At 40.2% G+C, this 16,577-nt stretch carries 15 protein-coding genes and 1 pseudogene; 6 read left to right on the forward strand and 10 right to left on the reverse strand.

From position 1 onward, the window contains the following. Nucleotides 1-128: 128 nt before the first annotated feature. Together PL9214_RS17325 and ebsA are read right to left on the reverse strand one after the other, a co-directional pair. Nucleotides 129-1,220 (reverse strand): phosphotransacetylase family protein, encoded by a 1,092-nt coding sequence (locus PL9214_RS17325; RefSeq protein ID WP_072719983.1) that lies wholly within the window; start codon nt 1,218-1,220, stop codon nt 129-131. Between the two features lie 370 nt (nt 1,221-1,590). Continuing rightward, nucleotides 1,591-1,980 carry a type IV pilus biogenesis protein EbsA gene (gene ebsA, locus PL9214_RS17330; protein WP_186440382.1) on the reverse strand — a complete coding sequence of 130 codons (390 nt, stop codon included), beginning with the start codon at nt 1,978-1,980 and terminating at the stop codon, nt 1,591-1,593. A 226-nt stretch (nt 1,981-2,206) separates the two neighbouring features. Here ebsA and PL9214_RS33270 point away from each other — a divergent pair. Together PL9214_RS33270 and PL9214_RS17340 are read left to right on the forward strand one after the other, a co-directional pair. Further along, nucleotides 2,207-2,305, forward strand: a pseudogene (locus PL9214_RS33270) (transposase); the annotation flags it as partial. Nucleotides 2,306-2,384: 79 nt separating this feature from the next. Continuing rightward, the gene (locus PL9214_RS17340; RefSeq protein WP_072719985.1) at nt 2,385-3,611 is read left to right on the forward strand and encodes a nuclease-related domain-containing protein; all 1,227 of its coding nucleotides are present in this window, start codon (nt 2,385-2,387) and stop codon (nt 3,609-3,611) included. Between the two features lie 29 nt (nt 3,612-3,640). Here PL9214_RS17340 and priA read toward each other — a convergent pair whose 3' ends face one another. The 5 genes from priA to PL9214_RS17365 form a co-directional block, all read right to left on the reverse strand. Further along, on the reverse strand, nt 3,641-6,184 hold the full coding sequence (priA, locus tag PL9214_RS17345) for a primosomal protein N' (RefSeq protein WP_072720100.1): 2,544 nt from the start codon (nt 6,182-6,184) through the stop codon (nt 3,641-3,643). Between the two features lie 80 nt (nt 6,185-6,264). Further along, nucleotides 6,265-7,422 carry a nucleotidyltransferase family protein gene (locus tag PL9214_RS17350; protein WP_072719986.1) on the reverse strand — a complete coding sequence of 386 codons (1,158 nt, stop codon included), beginning with the start codon at nt 7,420-7,422 and terminating at the stop codon, nt 6,265-6,267. A 212-nt stretch (nt 7,423-7,634) separates the two neighbouring features. Next, nucleotides 7,635-8,474 (reverse strand): segregation/condensation protein A, encoded by an 840-nt coding sequence (locus PL9214_RS17355; protein ID WP_072720101.1) that lies wholly within the window; start codon nt 8,472-8,474, stop codon nt 7,635-7,637. A 117-nt stretch (nt 8,475-8,591) separates the two neighbouring features. Next, nucleotides 8,592-8,999, reverse strand: a complete 408-nt coding sequence (locus PL9214_RS17360; protein WP_072719987.1) for a LapA family protein — start codon at nt 8,997-8,999, stop codon at nt 8,592-8,594. 165 nt (nt 9,000-9,164) lie between these two features. Further along, nucleotides 9,165-9,962 carry a DUF3153 domain-containing protein gene (locus tag PL9214_RS17365; protein WP_072719988.1) on the reverse strand — a complete coding sequence of 266 codons (798 nt, stop codon included), beginning with the start codon at nt 9,960-9,962 and terminating at the stop codon, nt 9,165-9,167. Nucleotides 9,963-10,215: 253 nt separating this feature from the next. Here PL9214_RS17365 and PL9214_RS31340 point away from each other — a divergent pair, with 253 nt between their 5' ends. Continuing rightward, nucleotides 10,216-11,097, forward strand: a complete 882-nt coding sequence (locus PL9214_RS31340) for a bacteriohemerythrin (RefSeq protein ID WP_186440383.1) — start codon at nt 10,216-10,218, stop codon at nt 11,095-11,097. 793 nt (nt 11,098-11,890) lie between these two features. After that, entirely contained in the window at nt 11,891-12,043 is a 153-nt protein-coding gene (gene pirA / locus PL9214_RS31345) for an arginine synthesis PII-interacting regulator PirA (RefSeq protein ID WP_437126747.1), read from the forward strand. A gap of 158 nt (nt 12,044-12,201) precedes the next feature. Here pirA and PL9214_RS17385 read toward each other — a convergent pair whose 3' ends face one another. From PL9214_RS17385 to PL9214_RS17395, 3 genes are all read right to left on the reverse strand, one after another. Continuing rightward, nucleotides 12,202-13,545 carry a TldD/PmbA family protein gene (locus tag PL9214_RS17385; RefSeq protein ID WP_439331536.1) on the reverse strand — a complete coding sequence of 448 codons (1,344 nt, stop codon included), beginning with the start codon at nt 13,543-13,545 and terminating at the stop codon, nt 12,202-12,204. A 139-nt stretch (nt 13,546-13,684) separates the two neighbouring features. Next, complete coding sequence (locus PL9214_RS17390; protein WP_072719990.1) at nt 13,685-14,458, reverse strand: RNA polymerase sigma factor SigF; 774 nt, start codon at nt 14,456-14,458, stop codon at nt 13,685-13,687. A 523-nt stretch (nt 14,459-14,981) separates the two neighbouring features. After that, a complete protein-coding gene (locus PL9214_RS17395; RefSeq protein ID WP_072719991.1) occupies nt 14,982-15,818 on the reverse strand; it encodes a photosystem II manganese-stabilizing polypeptide in 837 nt (278 codons plus the stop codon). Nucleotides 15,819-15,860: 42 nt separating this feature from the next. Between PL9214_RS17395 and PL9214_RS31350 the strand changes: the two genes are divergently transcribed. Both PL9214_RS31350 and PL9214_RS17400 read left to right on the forward strand, forming a co-directional pair. Continuing rightward, nucleotides 15,861-16,001, forward strand: a complete 141-nt coding sequence (locus PL9214_RS31350; protein ID WP_186440384.1) for a hypothetical protein — start codon at nt 15,861-15,863, stop codon at nt 15,999-16,001. Between the two features lie 219 nt (nt 16,002-16,220). After that, the gene (locus PL9214_RS17400; protein ID WP_072719992.1) at nt 16,221-16,568 is read left to right on the forward strand and encodes a hypothetical protein; all 348 of its coding nucleotides are present in this window, start codon (nt 16,221-16,223) and stop codon (nt 16,566-16,568) included. Nucleotides 16,569-16,577: the final 9 nt, after the last annotated feature.

The raw sequence follows: 16,577 nt of genomic DNA on the forward strand, positions 1-16,577 counted from the left end.
CTTTTAACCGATATTCCAATTTTAAAGCAGTACAATCTTTTGAAAAGATATTGATCAATTGTTTCTTGCTTGGTAGAGACGCTGTGTACAACGTCCCTACAATCACCTCACCCACCTTGCTCATAATCTTAATTCATCACGGATACGGGAAAAGAAATTCCTAACCGTTGAATAAAGCGATCCAGATGAAAATGTTCTTTCATCAGTTGATTCACTGATTCTACTTTAATCGGTTCATGGAGGCGAACATGACCAAACGCGCGATCAATAATTTCTACCGTTGCTAATGTATCGAGATCAACCGATAAAACCGGAACTTCTAAATCTTCAGCCCGACTTAATACCATCGGTGCGGGGGGAAGTTGACCCGTGAGGATTAAACAATGGGTAGATTTTTCTAAAGCCGCCAATTGAATATCGGTGCGATCGCCTCCGGTGACAACAGCCATATTGCTAGATTTATCAAAATATTTCATGGCGGAACTCACATTCATCGCCCCGACACTGAGACTTTCGACCATCAAGTCTAAGCGTTCCTTACAGCAAAGTACCTGCGCCTTCAACTGGTTGACTAATTCTTTAACCGTTACACTGCGTAAAATTGGATTTCTCGGTATAACCCCAAAGACAGGAATTCCCTGCACTTCCAAAAACGGTTGCATTTGAGTGGTTGTAATTTCTAGTTCTTCCGGGGGAACATCATTAATAACAATACCTAATAAGCGATCGCCTAAACGTTGTTGAGCTAAGAGCAAATCATCCACAGCCAGATGAGAATGTAAACGAGCGACCAACAGAACGCAAGCATCCAATTGCTCGGCCATTTGAGGTACAGATAAATTAAATAACAGTCCCTCTTGCAAGGTTCGTGGCCCTTCAAGAAAAATTAAATCCGCCGAGGATTTTTGCCGATAGGACATGAGGGCTTGACTATAGTTAGCCCGATCTTCACCCAGCAAACGCCGATGAATGGTTGTTTCATCCAAAGTCAAAATAGGGAATCGAAGTTGTCCCTCAGACAATTTTAACGTTTGAGCAACGAACTGAAGGTCAGCATCGTTCTTTTCATCTCCATCACTCCAATCGGTGGCTAAAGGCTTACCGTAAGCAATGTCTAAGCCTTTACCCTGAAACAGATGAGCCATACCCAAGGCAATTGTCGATTTCCCGGTATAAGGCTCTGTTGACCCGATTAATAAATACTTGACGGATTCAGCCACGCAATTTACTCCTCAATTTAATCTCATTAAATTCAACAAATGATGACATTTTCCTTTGGCGGTCTAAACTCTTCAAATACTAGAGCAAGGAGCCTTTGTAAAGGAAATTGAGATAGTTGAACAATAGCTTTTCTATTGTAGGGTGAATCCTTAACCCCATTCCTTAAACTTTGGGGTTTTCTTGATTTTTTAATTTTTTAATGGCGAGGAGGGGTTTTAATTGGTCAACAGATTAACATTGATGAATAGAACAACGGGGGTGGGTCTGTTTTAGGGAGGAAACTCACCTGCTGATTGAACTGATCACGACTTAGTGAACGCAACCCCAACAACAGAGGTTTCCACGCCTAACAGATAACAACAACCAATATTAATGATCCAAATGCAAGAGCCGTTTGTAAAACTCCTGAGAAAAATCAATCGTCCGAGTCCGGCTAAAATTTTGCAAAACTTCAATTAAATATTTAATAAACTCATGGTTGCACAGGATCACCTCATAACTGAGATCGGCATTGCCATCAAACTGAACCCGACAACGGGTTAAATCCGCAGGTAAAGAAGAGACGTTCCAAGTTGCTACAAAAGGAATGCCATCTCCGCCATCAATATTGCGAGCACCTTCTAAACTTTTTTCTTTATAAAGGCTAATCGAATAAGGTAAATATTTACGTTTCTTTTCATCATAGTAGGGAATATAAACTACATATTCCCGTTTCTCGGCGACTTTGAGTTGAGTTAAAGCCACTGTGGGATCAGTCATAGCGTTTCTACCTTCGGTGCAAAATGCGGGTCAACTAAGTTGGAGAGTCACTTCTGCGACTCCTCTGGAAAACCGTGCTTGAAAGTTTTACCTCACACGGCTCCTTAATTTTAGCTCTGTTGTCACCCTCTGAACTATTACAATCTCAAAAGTATTTTCCCAAAACTCAGAAGATGATTAGGCATTGGTTGGATGAGATTATATTGCAGATTTTGATCACAGAACAAGCAGTGGGGTAGTGGAAGGCATTAATAATAAGGTAAAATTGATTAAATGTTCAGCTTATGGGTTTAGAAATTTTAAAAATTTTCAACGTCGATATTGACTCAATTGGCATTTCAACTAACACTTTAGCATAGTTTTTGCTAAATAACCATAATTATTAACTATTACAATCTAAATTTATGAAATATTTACAACAATCAAGTGTACTTCAAAAAAAGTTCTCGGAGCAAGTTAATGAAAAAGTTTCTGCGAATCGAGATGAATTTAAACAATCTATAAAAAGCAATTTAAATAATAATTTTATAGGTGAATTTGCCGGATTTTTCTTTGATATAAAGCAGTTTAAAAATCAATTTAAAGGAAAATTAGGGGAAACAATCATTTCATTCCTATTAAAATCTTTACCAGATAGCTGGGTTATGTTTAGCAATGCGATAATTCCTGCATCTTCTGGGAGGTTCACAGAAATTGATCACTTAATTATCGGTACTCAAGGTGTTTTTTTAATCGAGGTTAAAGCTTGGAAAGGATCATATAGTGCTTACAAAGATCAATGGAAAATGCGAGATGGGAAACACTGGGTTCCTCTATCTAAAAGTCCTAGTGAACAAAGTCGATATCATCAGCAGGTTTTTACTGAATGGATTCACAAACAAGTTGCTGATTTACCATCAGATTTCATAACAGCACCTGTTGTATTTACCTTAACCAAATGGATAGGGACTAATCAATGTTCTGTTCCTGTAGTACAAGGAAGTATAGCATTAATGCAGCTAATACAAGATACACCTGTGCGTCTTAATCTTCAACAAGTACAAGCAATATCAGATGCAGTACAATATTATCTACCCAGCGATAATGCTGTAGAAGAAAAAGTTTCAAACTTAGAAACAATCAAGAAGCCTAAAATCGAAATAGTCAAGAAGTCTAAAATAGAACCTAAAATCGAAAGAGTAGAAAGTCAGGAATCGGCTATTTTTAAACAAGCAATTGATGACGTGCTGAATTGGTTAAAAAATTTACCTCAAACGTCAGATTTACAAATTGTTGAAACACAACCTGAATATCAAGCACAAAAAATCGATTTATTATTGACCACGAATAAAGGAACTTTTAAAATCAAGATCACACCTGATTCATGCAATACAACAGAAAATTTCTTCTTTGAAACCAATCCTTCAGGAGCTTTTATGAGTTCTCAAGCTGATTGGCTATTTTATTATTTTGTTAATTCTCGTTTGCTTTATCTCTTACCTCTACCAGAAACGCGAAATTGGCTGAAAGACAATCTTAATCAATTCTCATCAAAATTTATAGACAATGAAAACAAGAAAATTATCGGTAAATTAGTATCAATTAATGATTTAATAGAAAATATTAATGAAGCTAGGGTAATTCGGCTTTAATCAAATAAAATTGATGGCTTACGCTTATCCTACAAATGCAGAGGATCAATATCAATGGTAATATAAACAGAACTGGAATTAAACTCAGAGAATTTAGGTAAAATAATAGAAGATTCTTGAGAAGTTTTAATTAAAATTTGCCAGCGATAACGATTTGCAACTCGAAGAATAGGAGCAGGAGCAGGGCCTAATAATTCAAAATCAGAATTAAGATTATTTTCTAATAAAAATTCTGCTAATTTTTGAGCAGTTTCTTCAACATCTTGCTGATTAAAACTACTTAACCGTAATAGAATTAAACGACCATAAGGCGGATAATTTAATTCCTGTCGCTGTTGTAATTCGGTGGCGACAAAGGATTTATAATCATGACGTTGTACCGCTTGAATCACCGGATGTTCGGGGGTGTAGGTTTGTAAAATCACTCGCCCTGGATCATTTCCTCTTCCTGCTCGTCCTGCGACTTGGACTAAGGTTTGAAAGGCGCGTTCACTAGCGCGATAATCTGATAAATGTAATAACCCATCGGCGGATACAATTCCGACTAAACTAACGGAGGCTAAATCTAACCCTTTGGTTAACATTTGGGTTCCCACTAATAGATCGGCTTCTCCATTTGCAAATTGAGTTAATAGAGTGCGGTGAGCATTTTTTCGAGAGGTGGTATCACTATCAAATCGAATACATTTTAACTCAGGGAATAAGCGGTTTAATTCTTCTGTTACCCGTTGGGTTCCACTGCCAAAATGTTTAAAATAGGGAGAGTCACAATCAGGACAACGTTGGGGATACAATTGACTATAATTACAATAATGACATCTTAACAGTTGGGCTGCATCGGGATGTTCATGATGATACGCTAATGACACATCACAATGGGGACATTCCATCACATAACCACAACTGCGACAGGAAACAAAGGTACTGTGTCCCCGACGATGGATAAATAAGATTCCTTGTTGGCGAGTTTTTTTGAGTTGGTGTAAGGCGGTTTGTAAATCATAACTAAAAATAGATCGATTTCCTTGACGCAATTCTTGACGCATATCAACGATTTTGATGGGGGGAAGGGGTCGGGCTTGAATGCGTTCAGGAAGGGATAAATAAAACCGATTTTGTTGGGTTTTGTGTTTAATTTCTAACCAGCTTTCTAAGGATGGAGTTGCTGATCCTAATATTAAAGGACAATTTTCTAATTCAGCGCGCCATTGAGCAACTTTTCGAGCATGATAACAGGGAGAAGGTTGATCTTGTTTGAAACTGCTATCATGTTCTTCGTCTAAAATAATTAATCCTAATTTCGGTAAGGGGGCGAATATTGCTGAACGAGTTCCGATAATAATTTGAGGTAAACCCAAGGTCATATTGCGCCAGGTATCATAACGTTCTCCATCGGAAAGAGCACTATGATAGACGAAAACTTGATCGCAAAAACGAGCGCGAAATCGGTCGGTTAATTGGGGGGTTAAGCCAATTTCAGGAACTAAGACTAATGCAGATTTCCCTTGAGTTAGAATAGGTGCGATCGCTTGTAAATAAACTTCGGTTTTTCCTGACCCTGTAACCCCGTGTAATAAAACTTGAGCATAACCGGATAAAGAGTTAATGGTTTGTAAAGATTCCGTTTGATATTGATTTAAAACTTTAGGCTGATCGGAAGTTTGAAAAATTCCTTGATTTTGTCTTAAAATTTCTCTTTCAGTGATAACAATACAGCCTTTTTCTGCTAAATTTTTTAATAAGCTAGAACTGGTACTACAAATTTTAATTAAGTCATTGAACCAAAGTTCTCCTCCCTGTTGTTTGAGAACTTTAATCACAACCGTTAAAACTTCCTGTTGGCGGGGAGTTAAATCTAAGGGGATAATATCATCAACTAATGTAACCGCTTGTTTTAATTTTGGACGAGGGGGACTAGGAGGTTCTAAATAACTTTCCACCCAGTTTCGTTGTAATAAATCTTTTAATCCTCGTTGAGGATTAATCACATTTTGTTTTAAATATTTCCAAGTAAAATCTCCGGTTTCTGAAGATTTTAAAAGATTTAAAATAGAAGCAGCAGGCGGATTTAAAAATAATTGAGCATCCTTGGGGATAGGTTCAGAGGTTAAACGAATGCGACGTTGACTTCTTCCTAATAACCCAGGGGGTAAAGCCGTCCGAATCACTGAAATTAAAGGGGTTTGATAATAATTAGAAACCTGTTGTAAGAGTTGCCAATAGGTTGAAGGGAAGAAACCGTTACAAATAATATCTTCAACTGCTTTGACTCGATGTTCGGGTAAATCAGGAGACAGTTGTTCAAGCAACTGAATTGCAATTCCTCCTAATTGTTGAGTTCCAAAGGGAACACTAACGATATCTCCAGGCTTTACCCTTAAATCTGAAGGAACTCGATAAATAAATAACTTTTGTTCCTCTTGATCTTCTGAGTTAAAACTATAAGGAACATCAACTAATACTTCAACAAATCGTTCTGAACCCCAAACAGAATCACGGGAATTATCTTGAGAGTAAGATGCACCCGGTTCAGCAACAATAAACTTAGATTGATCACAAATCAAAGAAGACATCAGCAGTTTTTGTTGAGTATTAATAAGGAGAAAGGCGACGGGTGACGGATACCGAATACCGGACACCGACACCGCTTAGATTAAGAATTACCCAATAAATCGACGATGGCTTGTCGTTCAGAAGAATCTGAATTAAACACTTGACGAGTATCTGTAATTAACCAATCAAGGGCCGCTGCTTGGACATCAATGGAAGCACCGAGTTTATCTACACAATAGCGCCCAAATACCAATTTATCGACTAAACGCACTCCTGGGCCTAAACGAGAATATTCAAAAATCACGCTATTGTCTACATAAGCATCGTTGCAAATCCAGCAGTTAGGGCCAATCATCGTCGGGCCAATAATCGTTGCTCCATCTTCAATACGAGTCATCCCTCCAATATAAACCGGGCCTTGGATATTGACTTGATCCCAGTTGACAGCCACATTTAACCCCGTATAGATCCCTGGATACACCTGATGACCGGGAATCGAAACGTTTTTAATATATCCTAATAACACACTGCGAATCGCTTGCCAATAGTCGGGCACTTTGCCAATATCCACCCATTCAAAATCCATAGAAATGCCATAAAAAGGTGCACCAATATCGACTAAATGGGGAAATAATTGGCTACCAATATCATACTCACACCCGGATGGAATATATTTAAAAATCTCTGGTTCAAAAATATAAATCCCCGTATTAATATCTGTGCTGAGAGCTTCTTCTACGGAAGGTTTTTCTTGAAAAGCTTTAACACGACCCGTTTTGTCCGTAACAACAACCCCATAACTAGAAACTTGATCTTGAGGAACAGATTTCATAACAATGGTGGCAATAGAACCTTTTTCTCGATGCCACCTCACCGCTTCTGCTAAGTCTAAATCAATTAACGCATCCCCACACAAAACCACAAAGGTATCATCAAAAAAGGGATTAAAATCTTGAATTCGTTTCATCCCTCCGGCTGAACCCAAGGCTTGTCCGATTAAATTTCCCTCCTCAATTCTTCCTTCAAAGGAATAAGAAATTTGAACCCCAAACCGTTGACCATCTCGAAAATAGTTTTCAATTTCATCTGCTAAGTGGCTAACATTGACCATAATTTGGTCAAACCCGTGCATTCGCAGTAATTCCACCAAAAATTCCATTACTGGTTTTTGCAGAATAGGAATTAAAGGTTTCGGGATCGTATAAGTAATGGGACGGATACGAGTTCCTTTTCCAGCGGCCAAAATCATGGCTTTCATGTTCACTTCCTCAACCCTAAGCTATGTTTAAAGTTATCAAATGAGATACAACTCATGGATCAAAATCAGTTGGCTTTTTGTTTATGCAACACTGTCCTAGAAGCATGACTTCATATTACAATCTGATCTAGGAAATCCTGATCAATTAATAGCCTATCAAGGTTTATTAGGATTGATCCGTGAGATTCCTGAAAAGTTGTCGTTAAAAGGATTTAAGAGTTTGGTGATAGCTCAGTCAGAGAGCGAATTTTAAGGTCTTGATAAAATTCCTCTTGGACTAGCTCGACTTTAGATTGAGCCGATAATAATAATAAGGCCCAAAACACCCCCACCCGATCATGATTTGGACTTAAGTGAACCGGGTTTTCTTCCGAAACGGGGGGGGGTTGCGGTGGCTTCGTCTGTAACCACAGGGCTAATAGCTGGTCAAGCTCAAACCATTCCTGACTCTGTTGTGCTCCTTCGAGATTCAACAGTCGTTCAACTTGCGCCGCCATTTCCACTAAGTTTTCCTGGTGGGCCAACTCAGCGATCGCCCGTGCGGTTGTTGATCTGGTTTTGGCGGTACTGGGACGGGGGCGGGGGCGAGCTTTTTGGGCTGCAATGGTAGCAGCCATCAGTTGCAACTGTTCAATCAGTTCTGACAACGTGACTCGCCGTTTTTGGGGAATTTTAGCAACGGCCCGTCGTTTCAGTTGTCGTTCCAGTTGTTGGGGCCGTTGAATGCCATTGCCTTCCTCTTCTGGTTCGAGGAACTCTTCTGCTTCGGGTAAGGTCGCATTCGGGTCTATTTCCGTTGCCATCAAACTATCTGCCTTGAGCAAGACGAGCATAGAGGCATACAAAAAGGCTTGGCCGGACTGGGACAACTCGGTAAAATTATTGCTAGAGGTTGATTCCTCTGGGGGTGTCAGTTTACTGAGATAACGATCAATGACATCAATCACCTGAACATCCCAAGGATCAATTTCTCCCCTCTGCGCCAAGTCAATTAGGAGTGCAATTCCCTCGGATAGAGCCGTTAAGGCATCTTGAGGGGTGGCAACGGCCAAGGGAAAGTTAGAGAGCGGATCAGGACTCGAAAGAATAGAATCGCCTGAAATCACTGAAGGTACAAAACTCAGTAGTTCACTTAATGCCTACCTATTGTAAACCAAAACTTTCGTTTCTTACCCGACAACACCGTCGGCGGGTTGTTCCTTTGAAAGGACTTCAGGAGTATGGGTTAAAACTTCAACGGTGGGAATCAATGTTTTTTGTTGAGTTTCTAAGGAGTTTTGATAATCATTGAGTTGTTTTTGCAGATTCGTTTCTAACTCTTGAATTCGTTTTTCTTGTTGTCGCAGTTGACGGGATGCTTCCCGGTTAGCAAGGGTGCGTTGCAATCTTGACCATAAACTAAAAATCCAAGCTAAAAATGCACCAAATCCGGTAGCAATTATTAATTCAATCGCAATGGGGGCTTGTACTTCTACTCCTTCGATGAGTTGAACGGTGGCCAGATTAGTGTTTTGTAAACTAAACAAAACTAATCCTAAACAGATAATAAAAATAAACAAAAAATTCAGCGCGCGCATGAGTATTTTCTCCGTTCAGGGGAATGTTGAGTTTGTACCGATGCCCCGTCAAGACAAGCTAAGGGCGGAGTGATGCCATGAGAATATTGGCAGTCTTGAAAGGGGGATATATCAGTCGTAAAAACCTGTTTTAATTTTAAGGGTTTTTGGGACTTTTGAATCGGGTTAAACCTTCGTCGGAATCAAAGGTTTCTCTGTTTTAATCTTGGGGTAGGTACTCGATTTCAGGTAAATTCCTAAAGCCGTTACGAGAATAATTAAAACGCTTCCAATTCCAATCGGACTCGGAACCCAGAACATGGCTTCGAGGTGATTAATTTCTCCGGGTTTGAGTGTCCAGATAACCTGTTTTCCATTAGACTCAACATTGACTAACAACGGTTCACCCGATGGGTCAGAAAGACTGACTGGATTAATCACCGTTGCACCCCAAGGCGTTGTTAATACAAATTGCAGTTCTAATAAGTTGCCTGAACTGATTAATACGTTATCTGAGGTGGAGAGTAGAGAAAGCGATCGCAAATCTAATTCTAAGCTGAGATGATTGCGTAAGGCAAAAATAAAATTATTTTGTTTAACGTTAAAATCTGAAGAAAATTGAGGAAGTTCGATATGAGATTGTTTCTTAGATTTTTTAGATTTAAATTCGGCAGGATTAAAGAATTGATTAAATTTTTTCTCTAAATCCTGACCATTATAGAAAGGAATTGTCACTAAAATTTCTTGTTTAGAGAGTCGTTTGGTTTTCCCTTTTAACTGTTTAACTCGTTGTTCCATCGTAGATATCCATTCATCTACGACGTCATGGCTAAAGCTGGTCAATTGTTCTCCTAATTGAATCTTTTGAACAATTTGACCGTGGGTTTGATCCTGAAATTCTACTCCTACATCATATCGAACACAGCCACTTAACAGAAAAATAGCGCAAAAAACAAGTGTTAATTGTTTAATAATTTTGATCATAATTTTATCTCCAGTTATTGTTAAATCCTATTATATAGCGAGTCTTGATCAATTGCGCCAGTGCTAATCCTCTGGTTTGTTAGGGTTGTAGGGGAAATTTGAGCAGGAGTTTTTCGGGCGATCGCATTCACTTAAAGATTCTTAATAATGTTGATTTTTTGATAATCCTGTACTATAGAGGTATAGACTCAATTAAGGCTAAAGGCCCTGAATTATTTTTAAATTTCTTCCAGACTATTCAGGAGTTGATTTTATGGGGATTACACTCGCGCAATGGCTACCCGAATATGAAACAGGGGATGACCTTGTTGATGAACAACATCAAAGTCTATTTAGTATCATCAATTCCCTGAATAATGCCATGTTAGAGGGACAGGGTGAAGCGTTACTACAAAAAACCCTGGAGAGTTTAAAAGACTACACGACTGTTCATTTTGATACTGAAGAAGAATTCATGCTTCGTCACAACTATCCGGGTTATGAACAACATCGGATTAAGCATGAAGCTCTCAAAACTCAAGTTTTGAAATTTGAACAGAAAAATCACAATAACCTATCTCAGTTAACCATTGAAGTCTCCCATTTTTTAACAGATTGGTTAATTCATCACATCAAAGATGAAGATCGAAAAATGATTAGATTTTGCTGTCACGGCTGTTGGTTTAAGCCTCATTCAGATTCTACTCATTCCTCGGCTACACTTTCTTCCCAGTTTGAGATTGCTCGTTGGCATTCCAAATATGAAACGGGTTATACTTTGATTGATGATCAACATAAAAGCCTCTTCCATGCGATTAATGCACTTAATACTGCAATGCTGGCAGGACGAGCAGAAGAATTAATCCAACGAACCCTCAAGAGTTTAAGGAATTACACAACTATTCATTTTGAGACAGAAGAACAATTTATGCTCCACTATGGCTATCCGGGCTATTCGGAACATAAAGCTAAACATCAACGGCTGCGGGAACAAGTGGAACAGTTTAATCAACAGGAAAAAACAGAATCTAGTTCAGAACTTAGCATCAACGTCTCTCATTTTTTGACCCATTGGCTGATTGATCATATTAAAGATGAAGATCAAAAAATGATTATTTTCCTCAGCCAAAAACGACAAAAGGGACTTAAAAATTAAGGAATAGGTTGAATATCATCGAATGTTGTATCAGGATTACAATCTGTCATTCAAGATTTAACGAATTCACCCAGCAGACCCTGAAAATTGATCAAGGTGTTTGTATAAAATCATGCTACTATGGAAATAGTGTCAATTTGGGGCTGTGGCTCAGGTGGATAGAGCAAGCGCCTCCTGAACAATCGGGCACCATGTGGGGAAACCTCGTGAGTGAATGTGGTCAAATTCAAGGAAGCCTAAGTCTGGGAACAGATAAGGTAATCTTGAGCCAAGCTTTACCTCTTATGGAGGAAAGAAGGTGCAGAGACTGGTTCTACAGAATAATTGATTTTATTCTTTAGACATAACGGCCACCACCTACAGGCAGCGTCAGCCTAGGGTGAAGGGATAGTCCAGAGAGTGGGGAAACTCACACAAATCTGAAGCGCTAGGTCGGCGGTTCAAGTCCGCCCAGTCCCGTTTAATCCATTTCAGCCATTATCCTCCTCAACCGTCAGTCAGGAACACGGGTTGAGGTTTGTGTGTTGTATTCTAATACAAGAGCCGAGAGCAAGCTGAGACTACCCAATCAATCAGCGTGAACTACCTACACCGCCCTAATCGGGTCAGTCGTGGGGCACGAGTGTGGAAGAAGCTAAAAGTCGTAAGTAGAAATACTCGATACAGATTTTTTAAATAAAGCTGTAGCTTACGTTACAAAATTTTAAGATTTTGCAGCAATGTCATCCAAATTTTGCGAAAGGGGGGATATAATAGAGGAGTAAGCACAAAAGATTATTAAAAAAAGTCCATGTTGAACAAAAACTCACGCAGAAATTCAGTTAAACTCTCCGATGTCCACCGGGCTAACATCCAAAAAAGATTAGAACATCGCCTGGAAGTTGCTAGAACGAATGGAGATGAAAATCTGATCCGTCTTCTCGAAGCCGAAATGCGCCAAATTTAGGCTAAATTTAGAAAGATATTCTGTCAAATAATACCTGCATTCAGCTAGGCAGTGGTGAAACCCAGTCGTGTTAACCTTAGCCCTAGAAGAATATATGATTAAAAATTTCCCCAAAGCCTGGTTGAATCACATCACCAGGCTTTCTAGTTACTGTCTAATTAACGACCCCCGACCACTACATTTTTGATCCGAATATGAGGCCCCCCAACACTGACGGGTAAGGGCATTTGTCCCCCTTTCCCACAGCCACCATTGGTGTACAGTAAGTCATTTCCTATCCCTTCAATATCTTTGAGGGTTTGAAACACATTGCCACTGAGGGTAACATCACTCACGGGTTCAGCGATTTCACCGTTGCGGATCATATAGCCTTCGGCGGCGGCGAACGTAAACATTTCCCCGTTCGTTTGTCCTCCCAACATTCTAACGGCATAAACTCCCTCTTCAATATCCTTAATGATTTCTTCAAAGGTGTGATCGCCTGCTTCAATCGCCGTATTTGTCATTCGCACAATCGGGGGATAGGTTGCACTTAAAGCTCTAGCATTTCCTGTTGGCTTTTCTTTCATTTTTCCGGCTGTTTCCAAATTATGCAACCGTTGAGTTAGTATTCCATCTTTAATTAAATATTTGCGTTGAGCTTGAACCCCTTCATCATCATAACGAATTGAACCGGGAAGGTCAGGAATGGTGGCGTCATCAACCACCGTTAATTGTTCAATTCCCATCGGTTTTCCCAATTCTAATAATTCCTGCATTCGGGGATTTTCATAGACAAAATCCGCTTCCGATAAATGACCAAAGGCTTCATGAATAAACACCCCAGCTAAATAGGGATCTAAAACAACAGTATATTGACCCCCTTTAACAGGTTTGGCTTCTAACTGCCGAATTGCTCGTTCTGCTGCACTTTGCACCCGATCTTCAATGCCCTGAAGCACGTTATAATCACACCGAGAAGCAACGGATTCAAATCCTTGACGAATAATATTTCCTTCTCCTCTCGCGATCGCCCCAAACCGACCATTAACATCTAACCGTTCTTGGGTGATACAACTTCCTAGGGAATTGACAAAATAAGTCTGACTAAATTGATCGGTATAACTTACAGCCGTTGTTTGAATTCGAGGATCAAAATCTAACAGCAATTGGTTATAATTTTCAATCAGTTGACGTTTTTCTTGGAGCGAAATTCCCCTGGGATCACGTTTCAATTCCACATTAACTTGATCAATAATCCCTTCAACAAGGGCGAGTTGGGTGGTTTCTTCCCCGACTAAATGAGCTTGAGAAATTGCTTCCTCAACACGGTTATTTAACTCATCTAAACCATTAAAAGTCACAAAACTCCATCCTCCCTTCTGGCAAGCTCGAATTCCTCCAGCCAGGGAAAAATTTCGGTTTACCGCATCGAGTTGGGAACCTCGATAGGCAATAGCCGTTGATTCACTTTGTTGTAACCGAATTTCTAGGTAATCCACCTGATTTTGGTAGATTGCCATCGTTGTCAGTAGCCGATCTTGAATTAAATCCACAAGCCCAATCCCTTTTAACAGTTATGCCCCAATTAAAACCAGGGTGTCTTTATTTTAGTGTTTCTGAAATTTTAGGGATGGGAAGACTCGGATCATCAGGGCTGGGCTACTCGCCACCCGCCATGAGTTTTTGTAAGGAACTTAAGCCTTTTTTCACCCGACGAGAAACTGTTACGGAACTAATTCCCAAACGTTCTGCGGTTTCTTTTTGGGTTAAATCATAGAGGAACACAAATTCCAACACTTTTCGGGTTCCGTCTTCTAATTTAGCTAAAGCTTGCTGTAACCGAATTTGATCTTCTTGAGCTAACTGAAAACTACGATAGCGACTATCGGGAACTAATTCCCCTAAACAAGTTGTCCCTTCTTCTTCATCTTGAATGGGAGCATCTAAACTCAGTAAAGAACGATTGCGGTTAGCGAGTTTAACTTCGTTCCATTCTTCTACCGAAATCCCCAATACTTCGGCGACTTCGGCATCGGTGGGGGGCCGTTTGAGTTCTAAATGGAGTTGTTGAATCACCTTCAAGGATTGCCGTTGCAGGGTCAACCATTGACGGGGAACTCGAACCGAGGGGCTTTTGTCTCTTAAGTAGTGTTGAATTTCACCCCGAATATAGGGAATTGCAAAGGAACTAAAGGCATGACCTTTAGACAAATCAAATCTTTCTATGGCCCGAATCAAGCCGATGCACCCGACCTGAAGTAAGTCTTCATAACTTTCGGTACACTGGTTTACCCAATGATGTACCTCCTTACGCACTAATCCAATATTTAACTGGACAATCCGGTTACGGACATCCTTAGAAGGAAACTGTTGATATTGGCGTAACAGTTCCAAACTTTCGCTTCTGGGATAGTTGATGACTTGAGTAGGCATGACAAGATCCTGCGTTGGTAGGGCTGGCTAATGAGTTCAGTATCAATCTTGACCACACTCGGCTTAATATGGGAGGTGAGGTTAGAGGGGAGTACCTGGGAAAGACAGAACGCTTAACCTAGATACTACAGTCAATATGGGGTCGAGGCTGTGCACTAAACGAGGACTTTTGGGAAGTACCCTGGAAGCCTAGCTTGAATCAATTTATACAGATTAAGGGGAACAATATACTATTTTAGCTCTACTTCTGGGGTTGACACAAGATTTTTATACAAATTAATGGATTGACTCAATCGTCAATAGACCCCCTAACCGCGACTCCTCATTCAGGAAAGCTGATGATGGTGGGGTATAGGGTCTGGGTGTCGGAAGATAGAGGGTTAAAGTGTTACCCCTGACCCGTTAACCGTCAAGCCATTGTCAAGGGATGGTCAACGATGAACGGGAAATAGATAACCGTCAATCCCCCTGTCTTCCAACCTCAAAGTCTCTCATGAAGAGATCAATTTATGGATAGGTTAGCTTAGACGGCAGATTCAATGCGACCATAGAACACACCCCGAACTTTGACAGCCAAGGCTTCTTTGGCGCCTAAGTCGTCATCAGAAGGCTGTTCACTTTCAAAAATGCCAGCAACTTCTCCAGTTTCGCCATCAATTTTAGAAACTTGTAAGGAAATACGACCCGCTTTGACCTTTGTATCCGCCAACTTGACATTAGCCGATTTTAAACCTTCTTCATCGGCGGTTGCGGGTAAAGCCACAGCATTATCATAGCCAGAAGCCACCCCACGAGCTTTGGGATCTAAGAAGTTAGCACCTCGATAGGAGGGAACGTTAAAATCTCCACTTAAATCCGTAGAGGTATTGATACTGCTGACTGCATTTTTAGAGCTTGCGACTAAACCTTTAACGGTAAACAGGAAAGGAACTTCCTCACCACCGGGTAATAAAACCGTAATGGGTTGGAAATCAATTCCATCTTTTTCTTGAAAGGTTAGTTTTCCATCGGAACCAATCAGAAGATTACCACTGATTTGATCTAAGCTATAAGTGAAACGAGTTAAAAGACGACCCGGAACAAATTCGGCTTCTTTGCGTTTATTGCTGGGTTCTTCTTTCACAAAATAGTTGGTGGGTTGCAGACACAGACCACTCAGAGTATAAGACTTTTTCGGATCAAGAGGAATAGAACCTCGTGCTGTTTCCGGTAAGGTCGGACAGTTTACAGCTAATCCTGTATTTCTAATATCATCATAGGTCAGTAACTTAGGATCTTTGGCTTGTGGGCCATCAGAACAAGCAGTGATTACAGTTAAACAGATTGCTAACAGTGCAGCAACCAAAGCGCGATATCTCATTGTCAACCTCAATATCCAAAATTGATATGTGAAATTAGGATTGTGGCGTTGAAATCGTTTTCGGCGACAAAGCCACAAATGGGAACACTTCTAGGGGTGCGTTCTCAAACTCCTCGGTCTAAAGACATAAGGACTTTTGCTTCAACGGGGTTAGTCACGTTGAATCAGGGAGCTATTGGGTAGCTGAAACATAACCCAATAGAGATTTTACACGGCTTGTGACTCTTTTTTTACCACAAGTACAAATTCGTTCACTCGGAAGCAAAAGCGCGGTGGTATCTGGGGGAAGAAGACTGGAGACAGGGAACAGGAGATCAGTTAAACTACTTAAGTTGATTTGGCGATCGCAATCTTGAAGTGGGGGTCTGCCAATTTATGGAGAGAAGAACGTTTTAATTGATTATGGATAGTCACACTCAATTGCATTTATCAGCGTCGTTAACTCAGCTTGAATCCTTAGCGGATGAGGTTTGGACATTAGCGAAGACGGCGGAAGGAAATAGTCTGGAGCTTTTGGCAATACTTAGAATTTTAGAACAGTTACACCAAGACATTCGAGATAGTCTCTTTCAACAATCTTTACCCGATAATCGTCAGCAACTTTATCATTTATTGCGAGAGATTGAATCCAAAGGTGGGTGGCCCTATATTCCCCGAAGTTCTCTCAAATCTGTTATGGAACACTTACAGAAAGAGTCTCCCGTCATGGGTTTAGAGGAAGCATCTGGACAAGAGGAAATTCAGGGATAGGCTGGAGAA

This window comes from Planktothrix tepida PCC 9214 (assembly GCF_900009145.1).
Taxonomy (GTDB): Bacteria; Cyanobacteriota; Cyanobacteriia; order Cyanobacteriales; family Microcoleaceae; genus Planktothrix; species Planktothrix tepida.

Excerpts from the sequence above, each read along its gene's own strand:
- ebsA (WP_186440382.1), bottom strand. The coding sequence starts at position 1,980 with ATGACTGATCCCACAGTGGCTTTAACTCAACTCAAAGTCGCCGAGAAA.
- PL9214_RS17400 (WP_072719992.1), top strand. The coding sequence starts at position 16,221 with ATGGATAGTCACACTCAATTGCATTTATCAGCGTCGTTAACTCAGCTT.
- PL9214_RS17385 (WP_439331536.1), bottom strand. The coding sequence starts at position 13,545 with ATGGCAATCTACCAAAATCAGGTGGATTACCTAGAAATTCGGTTACAA.
- PL9214_RS31340 (WP_186440383.1), top strand. The coding sequence starts at position 10,216 with ATGGGGATTACACTCGCGCAATGGCTACCCGAATATGAAACAGGGGAT.
- PL9214_RS17365 (WP_072719988.1), bottom strand. The coding sequence starts at position 9,962 with ATGATCAAAATTATTAAACAATTAACACTTGTTTTTTGCGCTATTTTT.
- PL9214_RS17350 (WP_072719986.1), bottom strand. The coding sequence starts at position 7,422 with ATGAAAGCCATGATTTTGGCCGCTGGAAAAGGAACTCGTATCCGTCCC.
- PL9214_RS17340 (WP_072719985.1), top strand. The coding sequence starts at position 2,385 with ATGAAATATTTACAACAATCAAGTGTACTTCAAAAAAAGTTCTCGGAG.
- priA (WP_072720100.1), bottom strand. The coding sequence starts at position 6,184 with ATGTCTTCTTTGATTTGTGATCAATCTAAGTTTATTGTTGCTGAACCG.
- PL9214_RS17390 (WP_072719990.1), bottom strand. The coding sequence starts at position 14,458 with ATGCCTACTCAAGTCATCAACTATCCCAGAAGCGAAAGTTTGGAACTG.
- PL9214_RS17360 (WP_072719987.1), bottom strand. The coding sequence starts at position 8,999 with ATGCGCGCGCTGAATTTTTTGTTTATTTTTATTATCTGTTTAGGATTA.
- PL9214_RS17395 (WP_072719991.1), bottom strand. The coding sequence starts at position 15,818 with ATGAGATATCGCGCTTTGGTTGCTGCACTGTTAGCAATCTGTTTAACT.